9 protein-coding genes are annotated in these 18,689 nt (G+C 53.3%); 8 read left to right on the forward strand and 1 reads right to left on the reverse strand.

The window, feature by feature from the left end; all coding sequences use genetic code 11:
- The first annotated feature begins 52 nt into the window (after positions 1-52).
- The 8 genes from ACI1P2_RS29065 (at position 53) to ACI1P2_RS29100 (ending at position 17,501) form a co-directional block, all read left to right on the forward strand.
- A complete protein-coding gene (locus ACI1P2_RS29065; protein WP_355326619.1) occupies positions 53-5,554 on the forward strand; it encodes a S8 family serine peptidase in 5,502 nt (1,833 codons plus the stop codon).
- A gap of 912 nt (positions 5,555-6,466) precedes the next feature.
- Positions 6,467-8,503, forward strand: a complete 2,037-nt coding sequence (locus ACI1P2_RS29070) for a family 10 glycosylhydrolase (RefSeq protein ID WP_355326625.1) — start codon at positions 6,467-6,469, stop codon at positions 8,501-8,503.
- Positions 8,500-9,453 carry an ABC transporter permease gene (locus tag ACI1P2_RS29075; protein ID WP_355326628.1) on the forward strand — a complete coding sequence of 318 codons (954 nt, stop codon included), beginning with the start codon at positions 8,500-8,502 and terminating at the stop codon, positions 9,451-9,453. Before ACI1P2_RS29070 ends, ACI1P2_RS29075 begins: the two co-directional genes overlap by 4 nt.
- A 54-nt stretch (positions 9,454-9,507) precedes the next feature.
- On the forward strand, positions 9,508-10,389 hold the full coding sequence (locus ACI1P2_RS29080; RefSeq protein ID WP_355326631.1) for a carbohydrate ABC transporter permease: 882 nt from the start codon (positions 9,508-9,510) through the stop codon (positions 10,387-10,389).
- A 64-nt stretch (positions 10,390-10,453) separates the two neighbouring features.
- Positions 10,454-11,965: a type 2 periplasmic-binding domain-containing protein gene (locus tag ACI1P2_RS29085; RefSeq protein ID WP_355326634.1), complete on the forward strand. Its 1,512-nt coding sequence runs from the start codon at positions 10,454-10,456 to the stop codon at positions 11,963-11,965.
- Between the two features lie 121 nt (positions 11,966-12,086).
- Complete coding sequence (locus tag ACI1P2_RS29090) at positions 12,087-14,159, forward strand: family 10 glycosylhydrolase (RefSeq protein WP_355326637.1); 2,073 nt, start codon at positions 12,087-12,089, stop codon at positions 14,157-14,159.
- Between the two features lie 54 nt (positions 14,160-14,213).
- Positions 14,214-16,565 carry a helix-turn-helix domain-containing protein gene (locus ACI1P2_RS29095; protein WP_355326640.1) on the forward strand — a complete coding sequence of 784 codons (2,352 nt, stop codon included), beginning with the start codon at positions 14,214-14,216 and terminating at the stop codon, positions 16,563-16,565.
- A complete protein-coding gene (locus tag ACI1P2_RS29100; RefSeq protein WP_355326643.1) occupies positions 16,566-17,501 on the forward strand; it encodes an NAD(P)-dependent oxidoreductase in 936 nt (311 codons plus the stop codon).
- On the opposite strand, the gene mgrA is transcribed toward ACI1P2_RS29100, so the two are convergent.
- Positions 17,491-18,480, reverse strand: a complete 990-nt coding sequence (gene mgrA, locus ACI1P2_RS29105) for an L-glyceraldehyde 3-phosphate reductase (RefSeq protein WP_355326646.1) — start codon at positions 18,478-18,480, stop codon at positions 17,491-17,493. The genes ACI1P2_RS29100 and mgrA overlap by 11 nt on opposite strands.
- Between the last annotated feature and the right edge of the window lie 209 nt (positions 18,481-18,689).

Raw genomic sequence — 18,689 nt, forward strand, 5'->3', positions numbered from 1 at the left:
GCACGCCGCTACATGTCATTCGTCATAATCCGAGTAAAAGGAGTGGAGAAGTTTGTTTAAATTCCGTAAAAGAAACAAGCCCTTTACCATTGGAATGGCCATCCTCATGACATTTACGTTTATACAGCCGGCTTATGCCGAGACGCCCGCAAGTCCTTATCTGAGCATGAAATCCGGTTCCTCGGCTGCTGCGGTCGAACCGAAGGTTGCTCCCAAGCTGACACAGCAGTTTGAAGATGACAAATTCGTGACTTATCTGGTCAAAATGAAGGAACAAACTGACACCGCGGCCGTATCCCAGAAGGCCTTGCAGAGATCGACGCTGGCGCGTGAAACCCCGTCTGCAGCGAAGCTTTCCGTAAGAAGCTCCGTAGTCAGTTCGCTTCGTGAGACGGCTTCCCGCACGCAGTACGGATTGGAGGAATTTTTGCAGAAGGAGCAGGCCAAGGGAAGCGTTCAGGAATATAAAAGCTTCTTTATCGTGAACTCCATGGCGGTTACGAGCACCAAGGAAGTGATGGAGCAAATCGCCCTGCAGCCGGAAGTGGAGAAAATTTTGCCGAACGAAACGCGGTATTTGCATGCCCCGGCTCCCGGCACGGCCGAAATCAAAGACGAAACGGAGGCTGAGGCTGATACCAAGAGAACAGCGGGCTCCGCAGAAGGAGCACCGGCTGTACTGGATGAGGATCGTATTTCAGCTGTTGATTCGGCTGGAGCAAAAACCACTGAGGTGGACCCCGAGACGGTGGAGTGGAATATTGCTCAGATCAATGCGCCCGAAGTATGGGAAAAAGGCATTGATGGTACGGGAATCGTGGTAGCCAATATGGATACCGGGGTAGAACTCTCCCACCCTGCACTGAGCAGCAAGTGGCGTGGATATGATGCGGCAGGCAATATTACAGATCCTGAGCTGAGCTGGTTCGATCCTCATAGCGGTGCTGATCTGCCGGCAGATACGAACGGCCATGGGACGCATACGATGGGTACGATGGTCGGGGCCGAGGAAACCGGGCAACATCATATCGGTGTTGCGCCTGGAGCCAAGTGGATTGCCGTGCGGATTTTCAATCCGTCCACCAGCGATGCCATTATTCTGGAAGGCGGGCAATGGCTGCTTGCCCCTGTCGACTCCGAGGGCAATCTGCACCCGGAGATGGCTCCCGATGTCATCAACAACTCATGGGGCGGCGGCCCCGGGATGGACGAATGGTTCCGGCCGATAGTGCAGGCGTGGCGGGATGCGCAAATCTTTCCCGAATTTTCGGCAGGCAATACAGATCCAAGCCGAGGAATTGAAGGAGGGCCCGGCTCGGTAGCGAATCCGGCCAATTATCCTGAATCGTTCGCCACAGGAGCGACGGATATCGATGAAAATCTGGCGGATTTCTCTCTGCAGGGGCCGTCTCCATATGGTGAAATCAAGCCGGAGGTTTCCGCGCCCGGTGTAAATGTCCGCTCTTCCGTGCCTGGTGGCGGATACGCGCTGAATAGCGGAACATCCATGGCGGGGCCGCATACAACCGCACTTGCCGCGCTTCTGCTGCAGGCCAATCATTCACTGACCGTGGATGATCTTGAGGGAATTATTATGAATTCTGCGCTGCCGCGCACAGACAGCCAATTCCCTTCTGCGCCTAACAACGGGTACGGGTACGGTATTATTAATGCCTTGAATGCGGTGAGCTCGGTGGCGGATGAACTGGGATCGGTGTCTGGCAGAGTGGTTACAGGCGGGGACGATCTGGAGGAGCCGGTGCTGCACCATACACCTGTAGCTGCCGCATATAAAGGAGTGGATATCCCCATTACCGCTCAGGTAACGGATAATATCGGAGTTACTGCAGTTGAGCTTTATGCGAAAACCAGCGGGACGGAGCATTACGTATATGTGCCTATGGAACGGGCGGCGGGCGACAGCAAGGATGGTACATACGTGGGCACCATTCCCCAGTTTCTTGTCGAGACTGAAGGCGTCGATTATTATATCCGGGTTAATGATTACGGGAATAACGGCTTCAGCTCTCCTGTCTATCAAGTGCCTGTGTCTTCAGGTGTTGTGCCCGGGTATGTTCAGGATTTTGAGGCGGACGTCCAGGGCTTTAACAGCGGCGGACAAAACAGCACATGGGCATGGGGGAAGCCGGAGAGCGGCCCGGAATCAGCTTACTCGGGGGATAAGGTATTTGCCACTAATCTTGAAGGAACATACAAGGCCAATGCGAACGCTTATCTGGCGGCACCCCCGATTGATCTCACCGAAAGCTCGGAAGGCGCACTCCTGAGCTTCAAGCAATGGTATGATCTTGAGCAAAATATGGACGAAGTTACGCTCTACATTGCATCGGATGACAGCGACTATGCCTTTGAGCCTGTGATGACCTTTACGGGCAGCAGCGGGGGATGGGTTACACAATATGTGGATCTGCAGCCTTATGCGGGGCAGCATGTCTATGTCATGTTCAACCTGACGAGCGATACATCTACACAGAGAGAGGGCTGGTACCTTGACGACTTCTCTGTACAACTCCCTGATGATACGCCGCCGGGTCCTCCAGAGGGGTTAACGGCCACGGCCGATCCGATAGGCAATGTGAAGCTTAACTGGACAGCTCCGGCGGATGAGGATGTGAAACAGTACAGCGTGTTGCGCTCCACCTATGATAACAACGATTATGAACAGATCGGAATTACTTCCGGATTGACATTTACCGATGCGTTATCCGTAGGAGAAGCAACGTACTATTATGCGGTTGCTGCCGAGGATTACAGCGGCAATTTGAGCGATTTGTCCAATGAGGCGGTTGTGTCCGTCCAGGTTCCTCCTATCTTGTACAGTGATTCCTTTGACGGACCGTCGGATAACGGCTGGACACATTCGGGGACGAGGGACGAATGGGAACGAGGAATTCCTGAATTTGGTCCTGCGAGCGCAGTATCGGAGCCGAATGTGTGGGGGACCGATCTGGACAGCAATTATGAAAACAGCGCCGATTTCTCACTGTATTCCCCGACTGTCGATCTGACCGAAATTGATGACGCAGTCTTATTCTTTAACCATTGGTTTGAACTGGAGACCGGTTATGACCACGGATATGTTGAGATTTCAAATGATGATGGACAATCCTGGTCTGTTCTGGGACAGTTCTCGGACAGTAACAGAGGCAAACAGTGGAGTCCGGTGTATTACAATCTGGACGGATATACCGGAAGTGAAGTGAAATTCCGCTTCCGCGTTGAGACTGACAGCTCTGTTGTAAGAGCAGGCTGGTATATTGACGACTTCCGGGTGGTTGGTGCTCCAGCGGGTATTGAGGATACGGAAAGTATTACCTTTGATCGTGCATCCGATAAGGAAAAAGCGGCTGATATTACTCCTTTGTTCAAAATTTCGGTTACCAGCAGCACGGATTTCAAACAATCCCAGGCCAAAACACCGGCGGAAGAGGCTGGAGGCATCAGCCTGCAAAGCCTGCCGGCCAGCGCTACCGTAACCGTGCTGGAGACGCAGCGCTCCGTGAAGACCGATTCGGCCACAGGGCGGTACAGCATGCTTCATGCTTCCGGCGATTTTACGCTGAAGGCGGAGGCGTATGGATACTATCCGCAAACGAAACAGGTGACGATCTCGAATGAGGCTCCGACACGCGTAAATTTCAGCCTGGAAGAGATTCCGGAAGGCTTTATCCATGGCGTGCTGACGAATGAAGTCACGGGCGAACCGATTGTCGGCGCAACGGTAACCGTGCTTGAGGATGCCAATGTGGCACCGGCGCGCACGGAAGCAGACGGCTCATTTGCCCTGGATGTGCTGGAAGGAAGCTATACGCTGGCGATCAGCGCGCATGACTATTTCAGTACTTCATTTACTGTTGATGTGCCAGGTGGTGAAACTGTAGATGCATCGGCAGCGCTGAAACCGTTCATCGGTTATGCGGGTGAAATTGCCTATGATGACGGAACACCAGAGAACGCCCACTCATTTAATGCAGCGAATAATGCCTGGGCGGTCCGGATGACGCCTGAAACGGATACCGTTCAGGTTACAGGAGCATCCTTCCGTTTCTGGGATACGTCGTGGCCTATACCGGGCGGGACGGCATTCCAGTATGCGGTGTATGACGCATCCGGTGAGGAAGGAAGTCCGGGACGCCTGCTTGCCGGACCATATGACGGCACGGCGCTTCGCAATGGAGAGTGGACAACGGTGGACATCCCTGATCCGGTTATCGTGGAAGGCGACTTCTACATTGTGTACATTCAGACCCTAGCTGGTCTGTCGGCACCGGGACTTGCAACAGACGAGAACGGTCCCAATGCCCTGCGCAGCTGGTATCGCGTCAGCGGTTCCTGGTCTCCTGCTCCCGAGGACGACGGCAACTATATGATCAGGGCTATTGTCAAAAATTCAGTTCCGGTTCCGGTGATCTCCACTCCGGTCACCGATACGTATACCAATGAAGCACAGCTTACGGTAACGGGGACTTCTCCGGCAGATGGCGTGGAGATCCAGTTGTTTAACGACGATGAACCGGCCGGAACGGCCATCGTGGAGAACAAGCAGTTCAGCCTGCCTGTGGAGCTTCATGCCGGTCCGAATGCGCTGACCGTTCAGGCTGCCGTCTATGGCGGCGGCACGACGGACCGTTCGGAGCCGGTCGTCATTACATTGGATCAGGAGGCTCCTGTCGTCACGATCATCTCCCCTGAAGACGGGGAACAAACCAATGCCGGGGATTTTACGGTAACAGGCACCGTACTTGATGAGCATCCAGGCACGGTTACGGTGAACGGTTCAGAGGTGAGCATTAACAGCGACGGCAGCTTCAGCCAGCGCATTCTCCTGGATAGCGGCGAGAATCCGGTGACTGTAGAGGCAGCCGATCTGGCCGGCAATACAACCGCCGTTACGCGAAGCATCGTGGTGAATCGATCTCTGCCGGAAATCGGGAATTTGTCACCGGCAGAGGATGTGCGTATCACTTCCGGAGAAACAGTTGCGGTCTCCTTCGACAGCGAACCGGGACTGGACGCATCCTTCCGTATAGAGCTTCCGCTCTCGGTCAGCTCGACAGAACGGACGGGAATCCCGCTGCTCGAAACCTCAGCCGGGCATTATGAGGGCTCTTATACGACGCCCGCTTCCCTGGTGCTGGATGGTGGAGTGATTGTCATCACCGTCCGGGACAGCGCCGGGAATGAAACGGAAATTGAGACACCGGGCAAGCTGTACGTGGCGGGAGCCGGGGAAGAAGAGCCAGGAGAGCCCCAGGAGCCGGAAGAACCGTCCGTGAATAAGAAGCCGGTTGCTTCCTTTGTCCTCCCAGCTTCAGCCGCAAGGAAGGAGAGAGTGCAGTTCGACGCCAGCGCATCTTATGACGAGGATGGGAAAATCATACGCTACCGCTGGAATTTTGGGGATGGCGATACGGCATCCGGTGTCACGGCCAAGCATAAATTCGACCGGAGAGGAACATTTCAGGTTGAGCTGACCGTGACGGATGATCAAGGCGCGACCAGTTCGACGGCTCAGCAGATCACGATTCAATAATCGGGTACGTTATAGAGTAAAAAGGAAAGTGAAAAAAGAAGTCCATCCGTAAATGGGGGCTCGAATGACAGCAAGCAACCTCGATTACGAAAATAACTATTTATGATTGAAAAGAGCGAGTAGCGGTGGCCAGTTCCACCAATACTCGCTCTTTTTCCCGCTCTATGGCCTTTTTTTGGTGTATATTCTCTCTTCATTGGGCCGCTGTCGCTGTCTCTACTTTATTCGACGTTTAAATGGGGAGTAAGCATACACGATAACTTTGGAGGGATAGCTTCTTCAATATGTGTCTGTCCCAAGTCTATTCTGAGAGTTTTCACGGACTGGATCGACGTTAATTGTGAGAAATACCTGTTTTTTTTACCACTAGCGTTGCAACAAATTTTACAAGGTACATTTCTAACCACAAAACTATTCTAACGGTTACCACAACCGCTATTGGTTCCAAGAACGTTGAATTCAAATTTTAGTGGTTGCCACGGCGCCTATTTCGCTTGATCGGGGTATTTTCGTCTAGATTAAGGCAAATAACGTCGATCACGACCGTTAGAGTTTGAAAAAGGTCTTTTTTCGTAAAATAGCAGCTGCTACACCCGTTAGATTTCCGGCGGACGCACGATCGGCTTGAAAACCTGAGCTTTCGCGGAAATCTGAAAGGATCAGTACTGCAAGTAGTCCTGTGCCGGATCAACGGTACTGTGGGTTACTTCGGACATTTTTTGTCCTTCACGTCCTCTGCTTATGGTCCGGCAAGCAGTGGCTCTGCTGCTGCAGCATAAGGATTCGGCTGTTCTCCGCAATCTGTATGACGGACAATTTTTGCCTGCAGGTCTGAAGCAAAAAATGTCCCTGTTCTGCCTGAAATGTCAGGTATAGAGTGAAGGTATCGCAGCCAGAGGGAGGATGAAACGCATGAGCTGGTGGACAGCAAACAAGCTGCGCCTGATTCAGAACAATCTCCGTGAAACGGACGCGGATCTGGATGTCGGGCTTTTAATGGAAGAGCTGCAGCAATTCCGTGCAAACACATTGATGATCAATGCGGGAGGGATTTTCGCTTTTTACCCGTCCGGCCTGGAGCACCAGGTGGTAACACCTTATTTGAAAAAGGATTTGCTGGGAGAGGTCATCACCCAGGCGTACGCCCATAACATACGGGTGATCGCAAGATTTGATTTCAGCAAGGCGCATGAATCGCTTTTTGCCAAGCACCCGGAATGGTTTTACCGGGACCGGGAAGGGCGCGAGGTCAATTATTTTGGTATCGTTCATACTTGTCTGAACGGAGAATACCAGCAGGAGAAATCGCTGGCAAGCATCGGCGAGGTGCTGAACCGCTACGAGGTGGACGGCATTTTCTTCAACATGTTCGGATATCAGCACTGGGATTACAGCGGCAATCATTACGGTCCCTGTTACTGCGGCAACTGTATCCGCCGCTTCAGGGAGCTGTGCGGTGAGGAACTTGCGGACTACACAGGACCAGGGCATGCGCTGCATCAGGTGTACCGCAAGTTTCAGGAACAAACCTCCCGTGACATTCTTGCCAAAATCCATCATTTTGTGAAAGCCAAACGGCCGGATGTCGCCATCAGCACATATCATCCGTACATGGTCGATATTGTGCGCAAGGAATCCAACACGTCGCTGACCCGTCCTTACCCGCTGTGGCTATACTCCGCATCGGAGAATGTGGCATCGGTTGAACAGAGCTGGGACGACAAGCTGGTCAGCAACTGCAGCATCAATGCGATCGATCTGACCTACCGTTTTACAGGGGTGTCCCCGCAGGAGAATGAAATCCGGCTCTATCAAAATATAGCGAATGGCTCCGGCCTGGATTTTTGCATTATCGGCGCCTTTGCAGACTACCCGGACCGGAAATGCTTCCCTGCCGTGCAAGAGGTGTTCCGCTTTCACGCCGAGCATGAAGATGTCTTCGGCAACCTGATCTCAATGGCGGATGTTGTGCTGATCAAGCCCGCAGCGCCGGAAGCTGCCAAGGAGTATAAGGGTTTGTTCAAAATGCTGAAGGAGTCGCATGTGCTGTTCGACACCATCGTGGAGGAGCAGATTCCGGCGAAGCAGGCAGTGCTTGCCGGGGCCAAGGTCATCCTTCTGCCGGGCCTGAAGCAGGCAGACGCCGGTTTGCGGGACATTCTGCGCAATCTGCAGCGGCAGGGCGTATCCATACTGGCGACGGGCTGCAGCTTTCTCGAAGACGAGGAGACCTTGTCCGCCTTGTTTGAGGCTTCATATACGGGCAGCACAGACAGCCGGTTGGCCGGTTATCTGGACGTGTCGGATGAGCAGCGTTTTCCCAGCCTGAAGGATCGTCACTGGATTACGGCAAGCACCGGCCTTGCACGTATGGTTTTCGATCCGGATGAGGCCGTCAGCCTCATGCCTTATGTAGAGCCTTCGACGTTTGGGCCGCCCGAGCGTGCGTACGGCCACAGCACCAGCCAGTCTTCCGGACTGGGGATCGTTCACCGCCATGGGGAAGGGGCGGGAGTATATTATGCCTGGCATCCCGGAACCCAGTATGCAAAGCACGGCTTTGAGGATCACAAACATGCGGTAATGGACATTCTGACAAGCTTTACCGGACCGCTAAAGGTAGAGACGGATATTCCGGAAAGCGTGGAACTGTTCTTCAACCGCCTGCCTGACGGGAATTGTCTGCTGCAACTGATCAATTTATCCGGCTTTAACGGCACCACTTATTTGAAAGCGATACCAATGCACCGAATGGAATTCCATTTTAACGGAATCAAGCCGCCGGAACGCGCCTATTCACTCCATACGGGAGAAGAAATAGCCATTCGGGCGAAAGGTGAGGGTGAAGCGGGCTTCAGTTTAACCGTACCGCAACTGGACCGTTATGAAGCGGTCGTGCTTGAATTTCCCGAAGCCGGGGCCGCTGTGAAAGAGGGGAATCAAACATGATGAACTCGCGGGCTTTCATTCGTGAAGACGCCAAGGAAGACCGGACCGGCAGCTTGCTTGCCCGCATCGTGAAGCACCGCACCATTTACCTGCTCGTGCTGCCGGGCCTGCTCTTTTTTCTGATTTTCAAGATCGCTCCGATGTGGGGCCTGCTGCTGGCGTTTAAAGATTACAACCCGTTTCTCGGCTTTACGGGCAGTGAATGGGTGGGAGTCAAGCATTTCGCTGATCTCTTCGCCAACTCGAGCTTTTATATCATGCTGCGCAATACACTGGCTATTAATATCATTGCGCTCGTTTTCCAATTCCCGCTGCCGATTTTGCTTGCGCTGATGCTGAACGAAATCCGGCATGAATCGTTCAAGCGCTTCAATCAGTCCATCGTATATTTGCCCCACTTCCTCTCCTGGGTTGTGGTGGCGAGCATGACGTTCTTTCTGCTCTCCACGGACGTGGGCATTGTGAATAAGCTCATTGCCGCAAACGGCGGCGAAACGATCTCGTTTTTATCCGATCCCAACTATTTTTGGGGCCTGCTGACGGCACAGGTAATGTGGAAGGAGGCGGGCTGGGGCACCATCATCTTTCTGGCGGCCATGGCCGGGGTGGACCCACAGCGTTATGAAGCCGCAGTAGTGGACGGAGCAGGACGCTTCCGGCAAATCTGGCATATCACACTGCCAGCTATTCGCCCCACCATTATCATTCTGCTGATCCTGCGTCTGGGAAGCATGTTTGACACCGGATTTGAGCAGATTCTGCTTATGATGAACCCGCTGGTGCGCAATGTGGGCGAGGTGTTCGACACGTATTCTTATACGTACGGCATTTTGCAGGGGAAAATCAGCATTGGTGTAACGGTGGGACTGTTCAAGGGGCTTGTCGGCCTGATGCTGATCGTGCTGGCTAACCGAATCGTAAAAAGGCTCGGGCATGAGGGAATATATTAACGGTAATTATGCCGGACGTTATGCATCTGTGTCATGATAGAGGAGGAAGGAGCCATGAGCTTTGTCGTACGCAGGAAGGGGTTGACACTGTTTGATTGGGTCAATTACAGTCTGGTCATGCTGATTTCGCTGGCCTGCATCTTTCCGTTTTTGTACGTGTTCAGCGTGTCATTCACCGATCCGCAGGTGTATGTGCCCCTGAAGTTTTACCTGTTTCCCGAAAAATGGTCGCTGGAATCGTACCGGTACATTTTATCAACGAACAGCTTTCTGAATTCACTGAAAAGCACGGTGTTCATCACCGTGGTCGGCACCATCCTCAATCTGATCGTATCGTTCACGCTGGCCTATGGCCTGACGAAGAAATCGCTGCCAGGCCATAAATGGATGATGGGGCTCGTGATTTTTACGCTCGTATTCAGTGCGGGCATCGTCCCGAACTATCTGCTCGTCAAAGAGCTGGGCCTGCTGAATTCCTACTGGTCCATGATTTGGCCCAACCTGACCAACGCCTGGAGCCTGATCGTCATCAAAAGCTTTCTGGAATCGCTTCCTGCGGAGCTTGAGGACTCGGGCAAAATCGACGGCTGCACGGATTTTCAGGTGTTTATGCGCATCGTCATTCCGCTGTCGATGCCGGCGATCGCGACCTTTACGCTGTTTTTTGCGGTCGGGCACTGGAATGCCTATTTTAACGCACTTATTTATTTATCGGATTCCAGCAAGTGGACCCTGCAGCTCTTGATCAAGACACTTGTCATCGACTCCAATTCGGTGGCCGTCGCACAGGCCGGAGCAAGCGATGAAAACGTCGTACCGCAGGAAACGATCCGGATGGCATCCATTGTACTGGCCATGCTGCCTATTTTGCTGGTATATCCGTTTTTGCAAAAGCATTTTGCCAAAGGGGTCATGCTCGGTTCTATTAAAGGGTAAGTCTCATTTTAAACAGAATAAATGTAAGCGTATTCTCGCAATGCATACAAGGAGGATAACAGACATGAAGGTGAAGAACAGTTGGGTATCGTGGGTATGCCTGGCGCTGGTGCTGCTGCTTGTGGCCGGATGTGGGGGCGGTGCCGATCCGAAAGGAACGAAAGCGGATGCCGGCGATGACGGGGGGTTAAGCATCAAAATGTTTGCCGGCTTATATAACGAAATACCGGATATGGACAATGCCTATTGGAAGGAATGGGAGAAACGCACGAACAGCAAGCTTGACATCGAATGGGTTCCGTCGGGCGATCTTGATTCCAAGCTGGACCTGCTGCTCGCCTCCGGTGATCTGCCCGAGGTTGTGGCTTATCAAAATGCGATCAGGCCCACGCTCATTACCGCCATTAAAAACGGGGCCTTTTGGGATTTGACACCCTTTCTGGGGGATATGAGCGAATACCCGAATCTCAAAAAAAACCTGGCGCCTGACGCTTTGAAATATTTGTCCGTGGATGGCAAAATCTACGCGGTGCCACGTTCCCGCTCCCGGGTCGACGGTGGAATCAAAATCCGCAAAGACTGGCTGAAGAAGCTTAACATTCCTGTGCCAAAGACGTTTGATGAATATAAAGCGGCCCTGAAAAAAATCGTGGACAGCGACATGGACGGCAACGGGCAAAAGGACACGGTCGGCCTGCTCTACGTCAATTCGGCGCCTGCCGGATTTCAGGCCGGGTTCGGGGTCTACAACCCGACTTACGACAAGGACGGGGGATTAATGAGTCCCGGGCTTACGCCGCAGTATGCGGATATGGTCGAATGGTTCAGAGGAATGTACGCCGATGGCCTGATGTCCAAGGAATATGCAGTCATGAAGGAAAGCCAGGCGGAGGAACTGTTCAAGACGAACCGTGCTGCATCCTATGGCCGCCCGATCTGGTGGGATCATGAGTGGGAGCAGGCGATGAAGAAATCCGGCCAGCCTAACGCCGAAATTTTGAATTTGAACATGACAGGGCCAAACGGCGATCCGGCGGTTGCTCTGGAAACCGGTGTGGCCGGTGGATTCTACATTTCCAAAAAGGTACCTGAGGAAAAGGTGAAGCAACTGCTTAAATATTTTGATATGACAGCCTCCCAGGAGATGACGGATTTTGGCTACTACGGGATTGAAGGAGCGCACCATACCATCGTTGACGGACAGAAGGTATTGACGGAGCAGGGCATCAAGGAGGTTAACACCACAAGTAAGGGAGCGGGTGTGCTGGCCTACGCCAAATGGGGCAAGGTGATCAGCGCTTCGGGAGACAAGGCCTACAATGATGCCAAAATCAAAGAAGTTGAAAGCTTCGATGAGATCGGAAAGATCGACCCTTACCGGGTGATCACCTCCGACGGCTGGCGCGATACGTGGCCGAAGTATCAGGATGAGTTCAATACGATGGTCACGCGTGCCATTGTCGGACAGTCGACCATGGAGGAATTCCGCGCCTATGTGGATCGTTTGAATAATCAGCCTGATATCAAAAATGCGTACCAGGAAATGGCGAAAGCCTATGAGCAATTCAACCAATAAGAAAAACGTCTATCGACGTAAATCAAAGAAGCCAGACCGCGTTTAGCAGTAGTTTTTCTTGCGATTCCAGGAAGCTTATACCAAGAAGTTTATACTTTCAGGAATCTAAAAAAGAGATGGGGTGAGCGATGTAATGCAGCCTGACGATAGCAATACTGAACGCGTGTGGTGGAACCAGCCGCTGCGGATCATTCAGCCGAACATGCAGGTGAAGGATACAGGACGCATTGATCCGGAGAGGCTGGCGCACCAGATGAAGGAACTGGGGGCAAACGCGATGGTGTTCAATACCGGCGGTATTTATGCCTGGTACCGGTCGGAAGTTCCTTTCCATACGGTTAACAGTGATTTACCCGCGGGCAGGGATCTGCTGCAGGAAATGATCCGGAGCTGTCATAAGCATGGCATCCGTTTTATCGCCCGCTTTGATTTCAGCAAAGCGGAGGACTCGGTCTGCCTGCAGCGTCCTTATTGGTTTGTGCGCCGACAGGACGGCAGCCCCGACATCATCGGCGCACAGCGGCCAGGGGCCTGGCCCCTGCTGATGTCTACCTGCATCAATGGCGGATATCGCAATGAAGACGTGGCGGTTCCCGTGCTGAAAGAAGCGCTGCAACGTTACGACATCGATGGTGTGTTTTTCAACGCTCCCGGTTATGTCTTTTGCCGCTGCGCCCATTGCCGCCGCAAGTACAGGGACTTATACGGCAAGGAACTGCCGGAAGTGTCCACGGAGCTTGAATCTGATTTCCCTGCGCGCTGCTTTGATGACAATCTGGGGGCGATGTACCGGACGGTCAAGGAAACCCGCAGCGAGGTGCCGATGATCCTATATTATAACCTTTACCGGGATCATCTGGAGAACAGGCTGCAGATCACCGATATGCTCTGCACGGAGCCGCAGGATATACTGTCCCTTGGGCATACACATATTCCCGAAGCGTGGAAGCCGGCGCTCAGCATCAAGGTGGGGCGTTCAGTTCCCGGTCGGACGGACCCTTTTGGCATCGTGCATTCCTGCCCGGGCATGGATTGGCGGCATACCGGCCTGCCACCTGCGGAGTACAGCTTCTGGCTGGCGCAGATTCCGGCCAACGGCGGGCAAATCTGGCATTCGCTGACCGGCATTCCGGACACGATCACGGACAAACGCATCCTCCGTACGGTCAGGGAGCTGAATGTGAACGCCGCCAAGGTGGCTCCGTATATGGATGGCGCACTGCCGGAAGCGCAGACTGTTCTGCTGTGGAATGCGGACCGTTCGGCAGAAGGCTGGGCGGACGCGCTGATCAACAAGCAGATTCCGTTTCACGTGCTGCTGCCCGAGCAGGCGGAAAAGCTGCAGCCGGAGCGGCAGCAGCTCCTTCTTCTGCCGGAAGGCAGCAGTTATTCCCCCGCTTTCATAGATTCACTGCGTGAGTATGTGCGGGGCGGAGGCTGTATTCTGGTCGAAGGCAAGCTGCCCGAGCCGGAGCATGGACAGGGGCTTCATGATCTGCATGATCTGCTGGGCATATCCAGTGATGGCGGAGAAAGCGAGTATCTATACGCTTCTTACCTGCGGTTCGAAGGGCAGAGCAATCCGCTGCAGAGCGGGCTGGAGGAAACCGAGCTGATCCCGCATCGGGGAGAGGTCACTTACTGTTTCCCGGATGGAGATTCGGCGCGTGTGCTGGCCACCCTTGTGCCACCGTTCTCTCCGCTGGAGAGCGTCGGTGCGCCGCCCGAACGGGCTTCACTGCCCGTGGTACGGACGGAGCTGCCCCTGGCAATTCTGAATGAATACGGTGCCGGAAAAACGTTATATTTTCCATTTTCGTTAAGCAAGCTGATTCACGAATTTAAGCTGGAGGAGCATTATAGGCTTTTCTCCAACGCCGTTCATTTTCTGCTTGACGGGAAGCCCATGGTGACGGTGACCTCCTTTCAGGGCTTGCAGGTGACGCTGTTCCGCAAAGACAACAGCCTTCTCATTCATCTGGTCAATGGAGCGGGCAGAAGGCCGCTTGCCACGGCGCTGCCCTTGCACAATATTGAAGTGAAGGTCCGGCTGCCTGCGGGAAGCGCGGCCGGACAGATCGAGCGGCTGATCGGGGGCGGTGTCCTGGAGGGGATACACGAAGACGGCAGCGTCCGGTTCACACTGCCCCGCCTGGACATTTGGGAGTGTGTGCGCGTTTCCTGCCTGATATAATGGCTGTAATGACATAAGGACAGCTGGTTCTGACACGATACGGAGGCGATATCCATGAAGGATGACATCCAGCGTAAATGGCGTAAAGCAAAATCCTTTGTGCTCCGTTGCTTTTCAGTCAACGGTTATTTGCGGCGGCTGATCTGGATGGGATGCATCTCTGTCGTCATACCTGTTGTCCTGGCTGGAAGCGCTTACTACCACTTTTCGATGATCAAGCTGACCGAACAGTTTCAGGAGAATAATATGGCATCGCTCCGTTTGTTGAAGGACCGTGTGGAAGGCATTTTAACGAATATCGAGCATGAATCGCTCCAACTGGCGAGCGGGCCGCTGATCCGGACAGCGCTGGAGAAAGAAGACTATGCAACCGATTATTTGCTTCAGCAGGAGCTGCTGCAGCTGTTTCAGCTCAGCAAAAACACGAACAGTATAATTGAAGAAATGATTTTTTATGATGCCAGGACGGAGCTTGTGCTCTCCCATTATTACGGGCTTGCGAGGCTGAAGGACTTTTACGGCAAACGGGATATTGAGGCGGCTCTCGCAGGAAATCAGGGAGGCCACTGGACATATCTGCCTGATTCGGGGCGGGCCGGGTATATCTCGTATGTACGCAGACTGCCGGTGATGGGGCTCGGAAAACCGCGCGGAGCCGTCATTCTACACATTAAGGAATCCACATTGCGGAATCAGCTGAACAGCTACTCGGTCGGTCTGGAGAAGCAGACGCTCACGATACTTGATGCGGATCATGGGGTTTTACTGGACAGCAGCGGACCGGTTCAGCCTGCCGCGTCCGGCCAATCCGCTCTGAGCGACCCGGTGCTCAAGCAAATTGCCGCCAGCGGCGAGCGGTCCGGCCAATCTGTGCTGCAGGGCGCTGAAGGAAAGGAACTGGCGGCTTTTTATGAATCGTCCATGGGCCGAATGTATATTTCCCGTCTGCCGGAGCGGGAAATGATTGACCAGCTCGCATGGATCAAGGTATTAATCGTGCTGTCAGTTTCGGTTTTTGTGCTCGTCGGCATATTGCTGACCTGGTTCTCATCACGCCTGGCGTATAATCCGATTCAGCAGCTGCTGCGTTACGGGGAGCATTTGCGCAGAAGCGGAGCCGAATCTCCACCTGCAGGAAATGAGATTGAATATATCCGTTCTTCGCTCAGCTATTTGAATGAGCAGGCCGAGTCGCTTAACAGTTACATCCGCCGCATGCAGCCGGACCTGCGTGACCGTTTTTTGCAGAGACTTCTGCTGTCCGGCGCATCCTGGAGCAGGTCCACGTTGGAAGAGGGTTGTGCCAAATATCAAATCCCGTTATCCGGGCAGTTTCTCGTGCTTGTGGTGAAGGTTGAAAACATGGTGAGAAAAAAGCGCTTTTTGCCGAGTGAAGGGCCGGTCATTGTGTTTGCGGTTAAAAATGTCATGGCCGAGCTGCTTGATCAAAGCGGCAGCCTCGACGGTTATATCGTCGATATCGATGACCGTGATTCCGTGGCTCTGCTGCGATTCGACACTGAGCTGTCTGCGCGGGAAATCCGGCAGCGTGTAAGTCGTTATGCAGAGGAGATTCACAAATCGCTGGAGCGCTTCCTGTCCTTTCCGGCGGCAGTGGGCGTCGGACGGCCGGGCGGGCTTATAGTGGCGGCGGAATCGTTCAGGGAGGCGCAGCTGGCCCTGCAGTACCGTCTGTTCCTGGACACGGAGGACGTATTGTTTTATGAAGATATGATCTCTATCGAGCGAAATCCGGTTTTCATCTATCCGCGGGAGAAGGAAATCGGAATTGTGGAGGCTTTGTGGAATGGCGAACCGGAGCGGGCGGAGGCCGAACTGCGTGAATTCTCCAGGATCGCCCGTTCTTCGGACTCATATGACATCATGATGCAGTGCTATCATGTGCTGCTCTCGGCCATTATTCAATCCGTGGAGGACAAAGGGCCGGGATTCCGGGAACTGCTGAAGGTGAACCTGTTTGATCAGTTGAAGGAAAACCAGACATCCCGTGAAATGCATGACTGGTTTATCGGCGCGCTGTTTCCGCTTGTGCAGGAGATCGGCAGCGAAATCCGCAGTAAATCGTCACGTCTGATCGTGCAGCGGGTGTGCAGCTATATTGCGAGCCATCCGCATTGTACGCCTACATTAACGGAATGCGCGGAAATCGTGGAGGTTAGCCCTTCATACTTAAGCCGTCTTTTTAAAAAGGAAACGGGAATCGCATTTATCGAATACTTAATGAATTTCAAGGTTCAGCAGGCGAAGCAGCTATTGAAGGACACGGACTATACGATCACCGAAATTGCCGAAAGGGTGGGATATTCGGAGCGGAATCTGAACCGTGCGTTTCAGCGTTTTGTGAATATGTCGCCAAACCAGTTCCGGAAGTCACTCAGATCATAAATGGAAGATAGTTCGGATGAACAACATATTTTGGCAGGGAGGAAAAAAAGGATGCAGCTTTCACCGGAAAATACGGCGGTAGGATTTATAGGCATTGGTGTCATGGGCAAAAGCATGGCTTCACATATCAGGGAAGCGGGCTACCCGCTTCATGTATACACACGGACAGCCTCCAAGGCGGAGGAAGTGGTTAAGCAGGGGGCGGTATGGCATGATTCCCCTGGCAGTCTGGCCGCAGCATCGCGTGTCATAATTACGATGGTCGGTTATCCGCAAGATGTGGAAGACATCTATCTCGGAAAGGACGGATTGATTGAGCGTGCTGCGCCCGGCGCTTACTTGATCGATATGACCACCTCCAGTCCGCAGCTGGCTGTCCGTATTCATGAAGCTGCCGCTGCCAAGGGTTTGCATGCGCTGGATGCGCCTGTATCCGGCGGAGATATCGGCGCCCGCAACGGGACGCTGTCCATTATGGTGGGCGGAAGCGACGAGGATTTTAATACAGTGCTGCCCATCCTGGAGCAGATGGGCAGCAATATCGTCCTGCAAGGGCCGGCAGGCGCGGGCCAGCACACAAAAATGTGCAATCAGATCGCTATTGCCTCCAATATGCTGGGGGTATGCGAGGCTCTGGCCTATGCCAAAACCTCCGGACTTGATCCGGCTGCCGTACTGGGCAGCATCGGGACCGGAGCTGCCGGGAGCTGGTCGCTCAGCAATCTCGGCCCGCGCATGATCGCCGGAGATTTTGAACCAGGCTTCTTTGTGAAGCATTTTATCAAGGATATGGGCATCGCCCTGGAGTCAGCCAAAGAAATGAAGCTGGACACGCCCGGGCTGGCCCTGGCACATTCCATTTACGAGCGGTTATACGCGCTCGGTTATGAAGATAAAGGCACACAGGTGTTGTATAACTACTACATCAAAGAATGATCTCATCAATGCTTCTTAATTCCTGCTCCGTAAATTCAAGATTGCTCAGTGCGCCGACAGCATCCTCGATCTGTGAAACCTTGCTGGCGCCGATCAAGGCGGAAGTGACTCGGCCCCCGCGCAGCACCCAGGCCAGGGCCATCTGCGATAGCTTCTGCCCCCTTGCGGCAGCAAGATCATTCAGCTTGCGGATCTTGGCAATGCGCTCTTCGCTGATATCCTCCTTCTTCAGGAAGACACTCGGTCCGGCTGCGCGGGAATCCGGTGCGATCCCGTTCAGATAACGGTCTGTCAGCAGGCCTTTTTCAAGTGGAGAGAAGACGATAGAGCCTATCCCTTCTTCCTCCAGCACATCCTGCAGCCCATCTTCAATCCAGCGTGACATCATGGAGTAGTTCGGCTGGTGGATCAGGCAGGGAGTTCCCAATTCGCGAAGAATGGTCGCAGCTTCTTTCGTTTCCTGTGGCTTGTAGTTGGAAATGCCCACGTATAACGCTTTGCCTTGTCGAACAATAAGATCCAGAGCGGCCATCGTTTCTTCCAATGGTGTGTCAGGGTCCGGGCGGTGATGATAGAAGATATCCACATATTCCAGCCCCATCCGTTTCAGGCTTTGATCCAGACTGGAAACGAGGTATTTCTTCGAACCCCAATCGCCATAAGGCCCCTGCCACATATGATATCCGGCCTTGGTGGAAATAATCATTTCGTCCCGGTAAGGGCTGAAATCGCTCTTCAGAATCCGGCCGAAGCTTTCCTCCGCCGAGCCCGGAGGAGGGCCGTAGTTATTGGCAAGATCAAAGTGGGTAATGCCCAGATCGAAAGCCCTCCTAACCATCAAGCGTCCATTCTCGTAGCTGTCGATCCCGCCGAAATTATGCCAGAGCCCAAGCGAGATGGCCGGCAACTTCAGACCGCTGCGCCCGCAGCGGTTATATTTCATGGTGTCATATCTGGAAGCAAGTGCGGAATAAATCATCGTAAACGTTCCTCCCTATGAAAGATAGGATTATTATAGTCTACTACGCACTGCGCTCCCATGGCAGCATGGCTGATAAAGTTGTCATTTTGTCATATTTTTGTAGATGATAGAATTTATAACTCAACTTTCGGTGCGACCAAGCTTAGGTTGTGAAGTTTAGCAGGTGGAAATCCTGCTTGGAAAGGCTAAAGCCAAGCCACCAATAG

The sequence above is a fragment of the Paenibacillus jiangxiensis genome, assembly GCF_046098255.1.
Taxonomy (GTDB): domain Bacteria; phylum Bacillota; class Bacilli; order Paenibacillales; family Paenibacillaceae; genus Paenibacillus; species Paenibacillus jiagnxiensis.

Coding starts and splice junctions, on each gene's coding strand:
- ACI1P2_RS29075 (WP_355326628.1), top strand. CDS start 8,500: ATGATGAACTCGCGGGCTTTCATTCGTGAAGACGCCAAGGAAGACCGG.
- ACI1P2_RS29100 (WP_355326643.1), top strand. CDS start 16,566: ATGGAAGATAGTTCGGATGAACAACATATTTTGGCAGGGAGGAAAAAA.
- ACI1P2_RS29070 (WP_355326625.1), top strand. CDS start 6,467: ATGAGCTGGTGGACAGCAAACAAGCTGCGCCTGATTCAGAACAATCTC.
- mgrA (WP_355326646.1), bottom strand. CDS start 18,480: ATGATTTATTCCGCACTTGCTTCCAGATATGACACCATGAAATATAAC.
- ACI1P2_RS29095 (WP_355326640.1), top strand. CDS start 14,214: ATGAAGGATGACATCCAGCGTAAATGGCGTAAAGCAAAATCCTTTGTG.
- ACI1P2_RS29085 (WP_355326634.1), top strand. CDS start 10,454: ATGAAGGTGAAGAACAGTTGGGTATCGTGGGTATGCCTGGCGCTGGTG.
- ACI1P2_RS29080 (WP_355326631.1), top strand. CDS start 9,508: ATGAGCTTTGTCGTACGCAGGAAGGGGTTGACACTGTTTGATTGGGTC.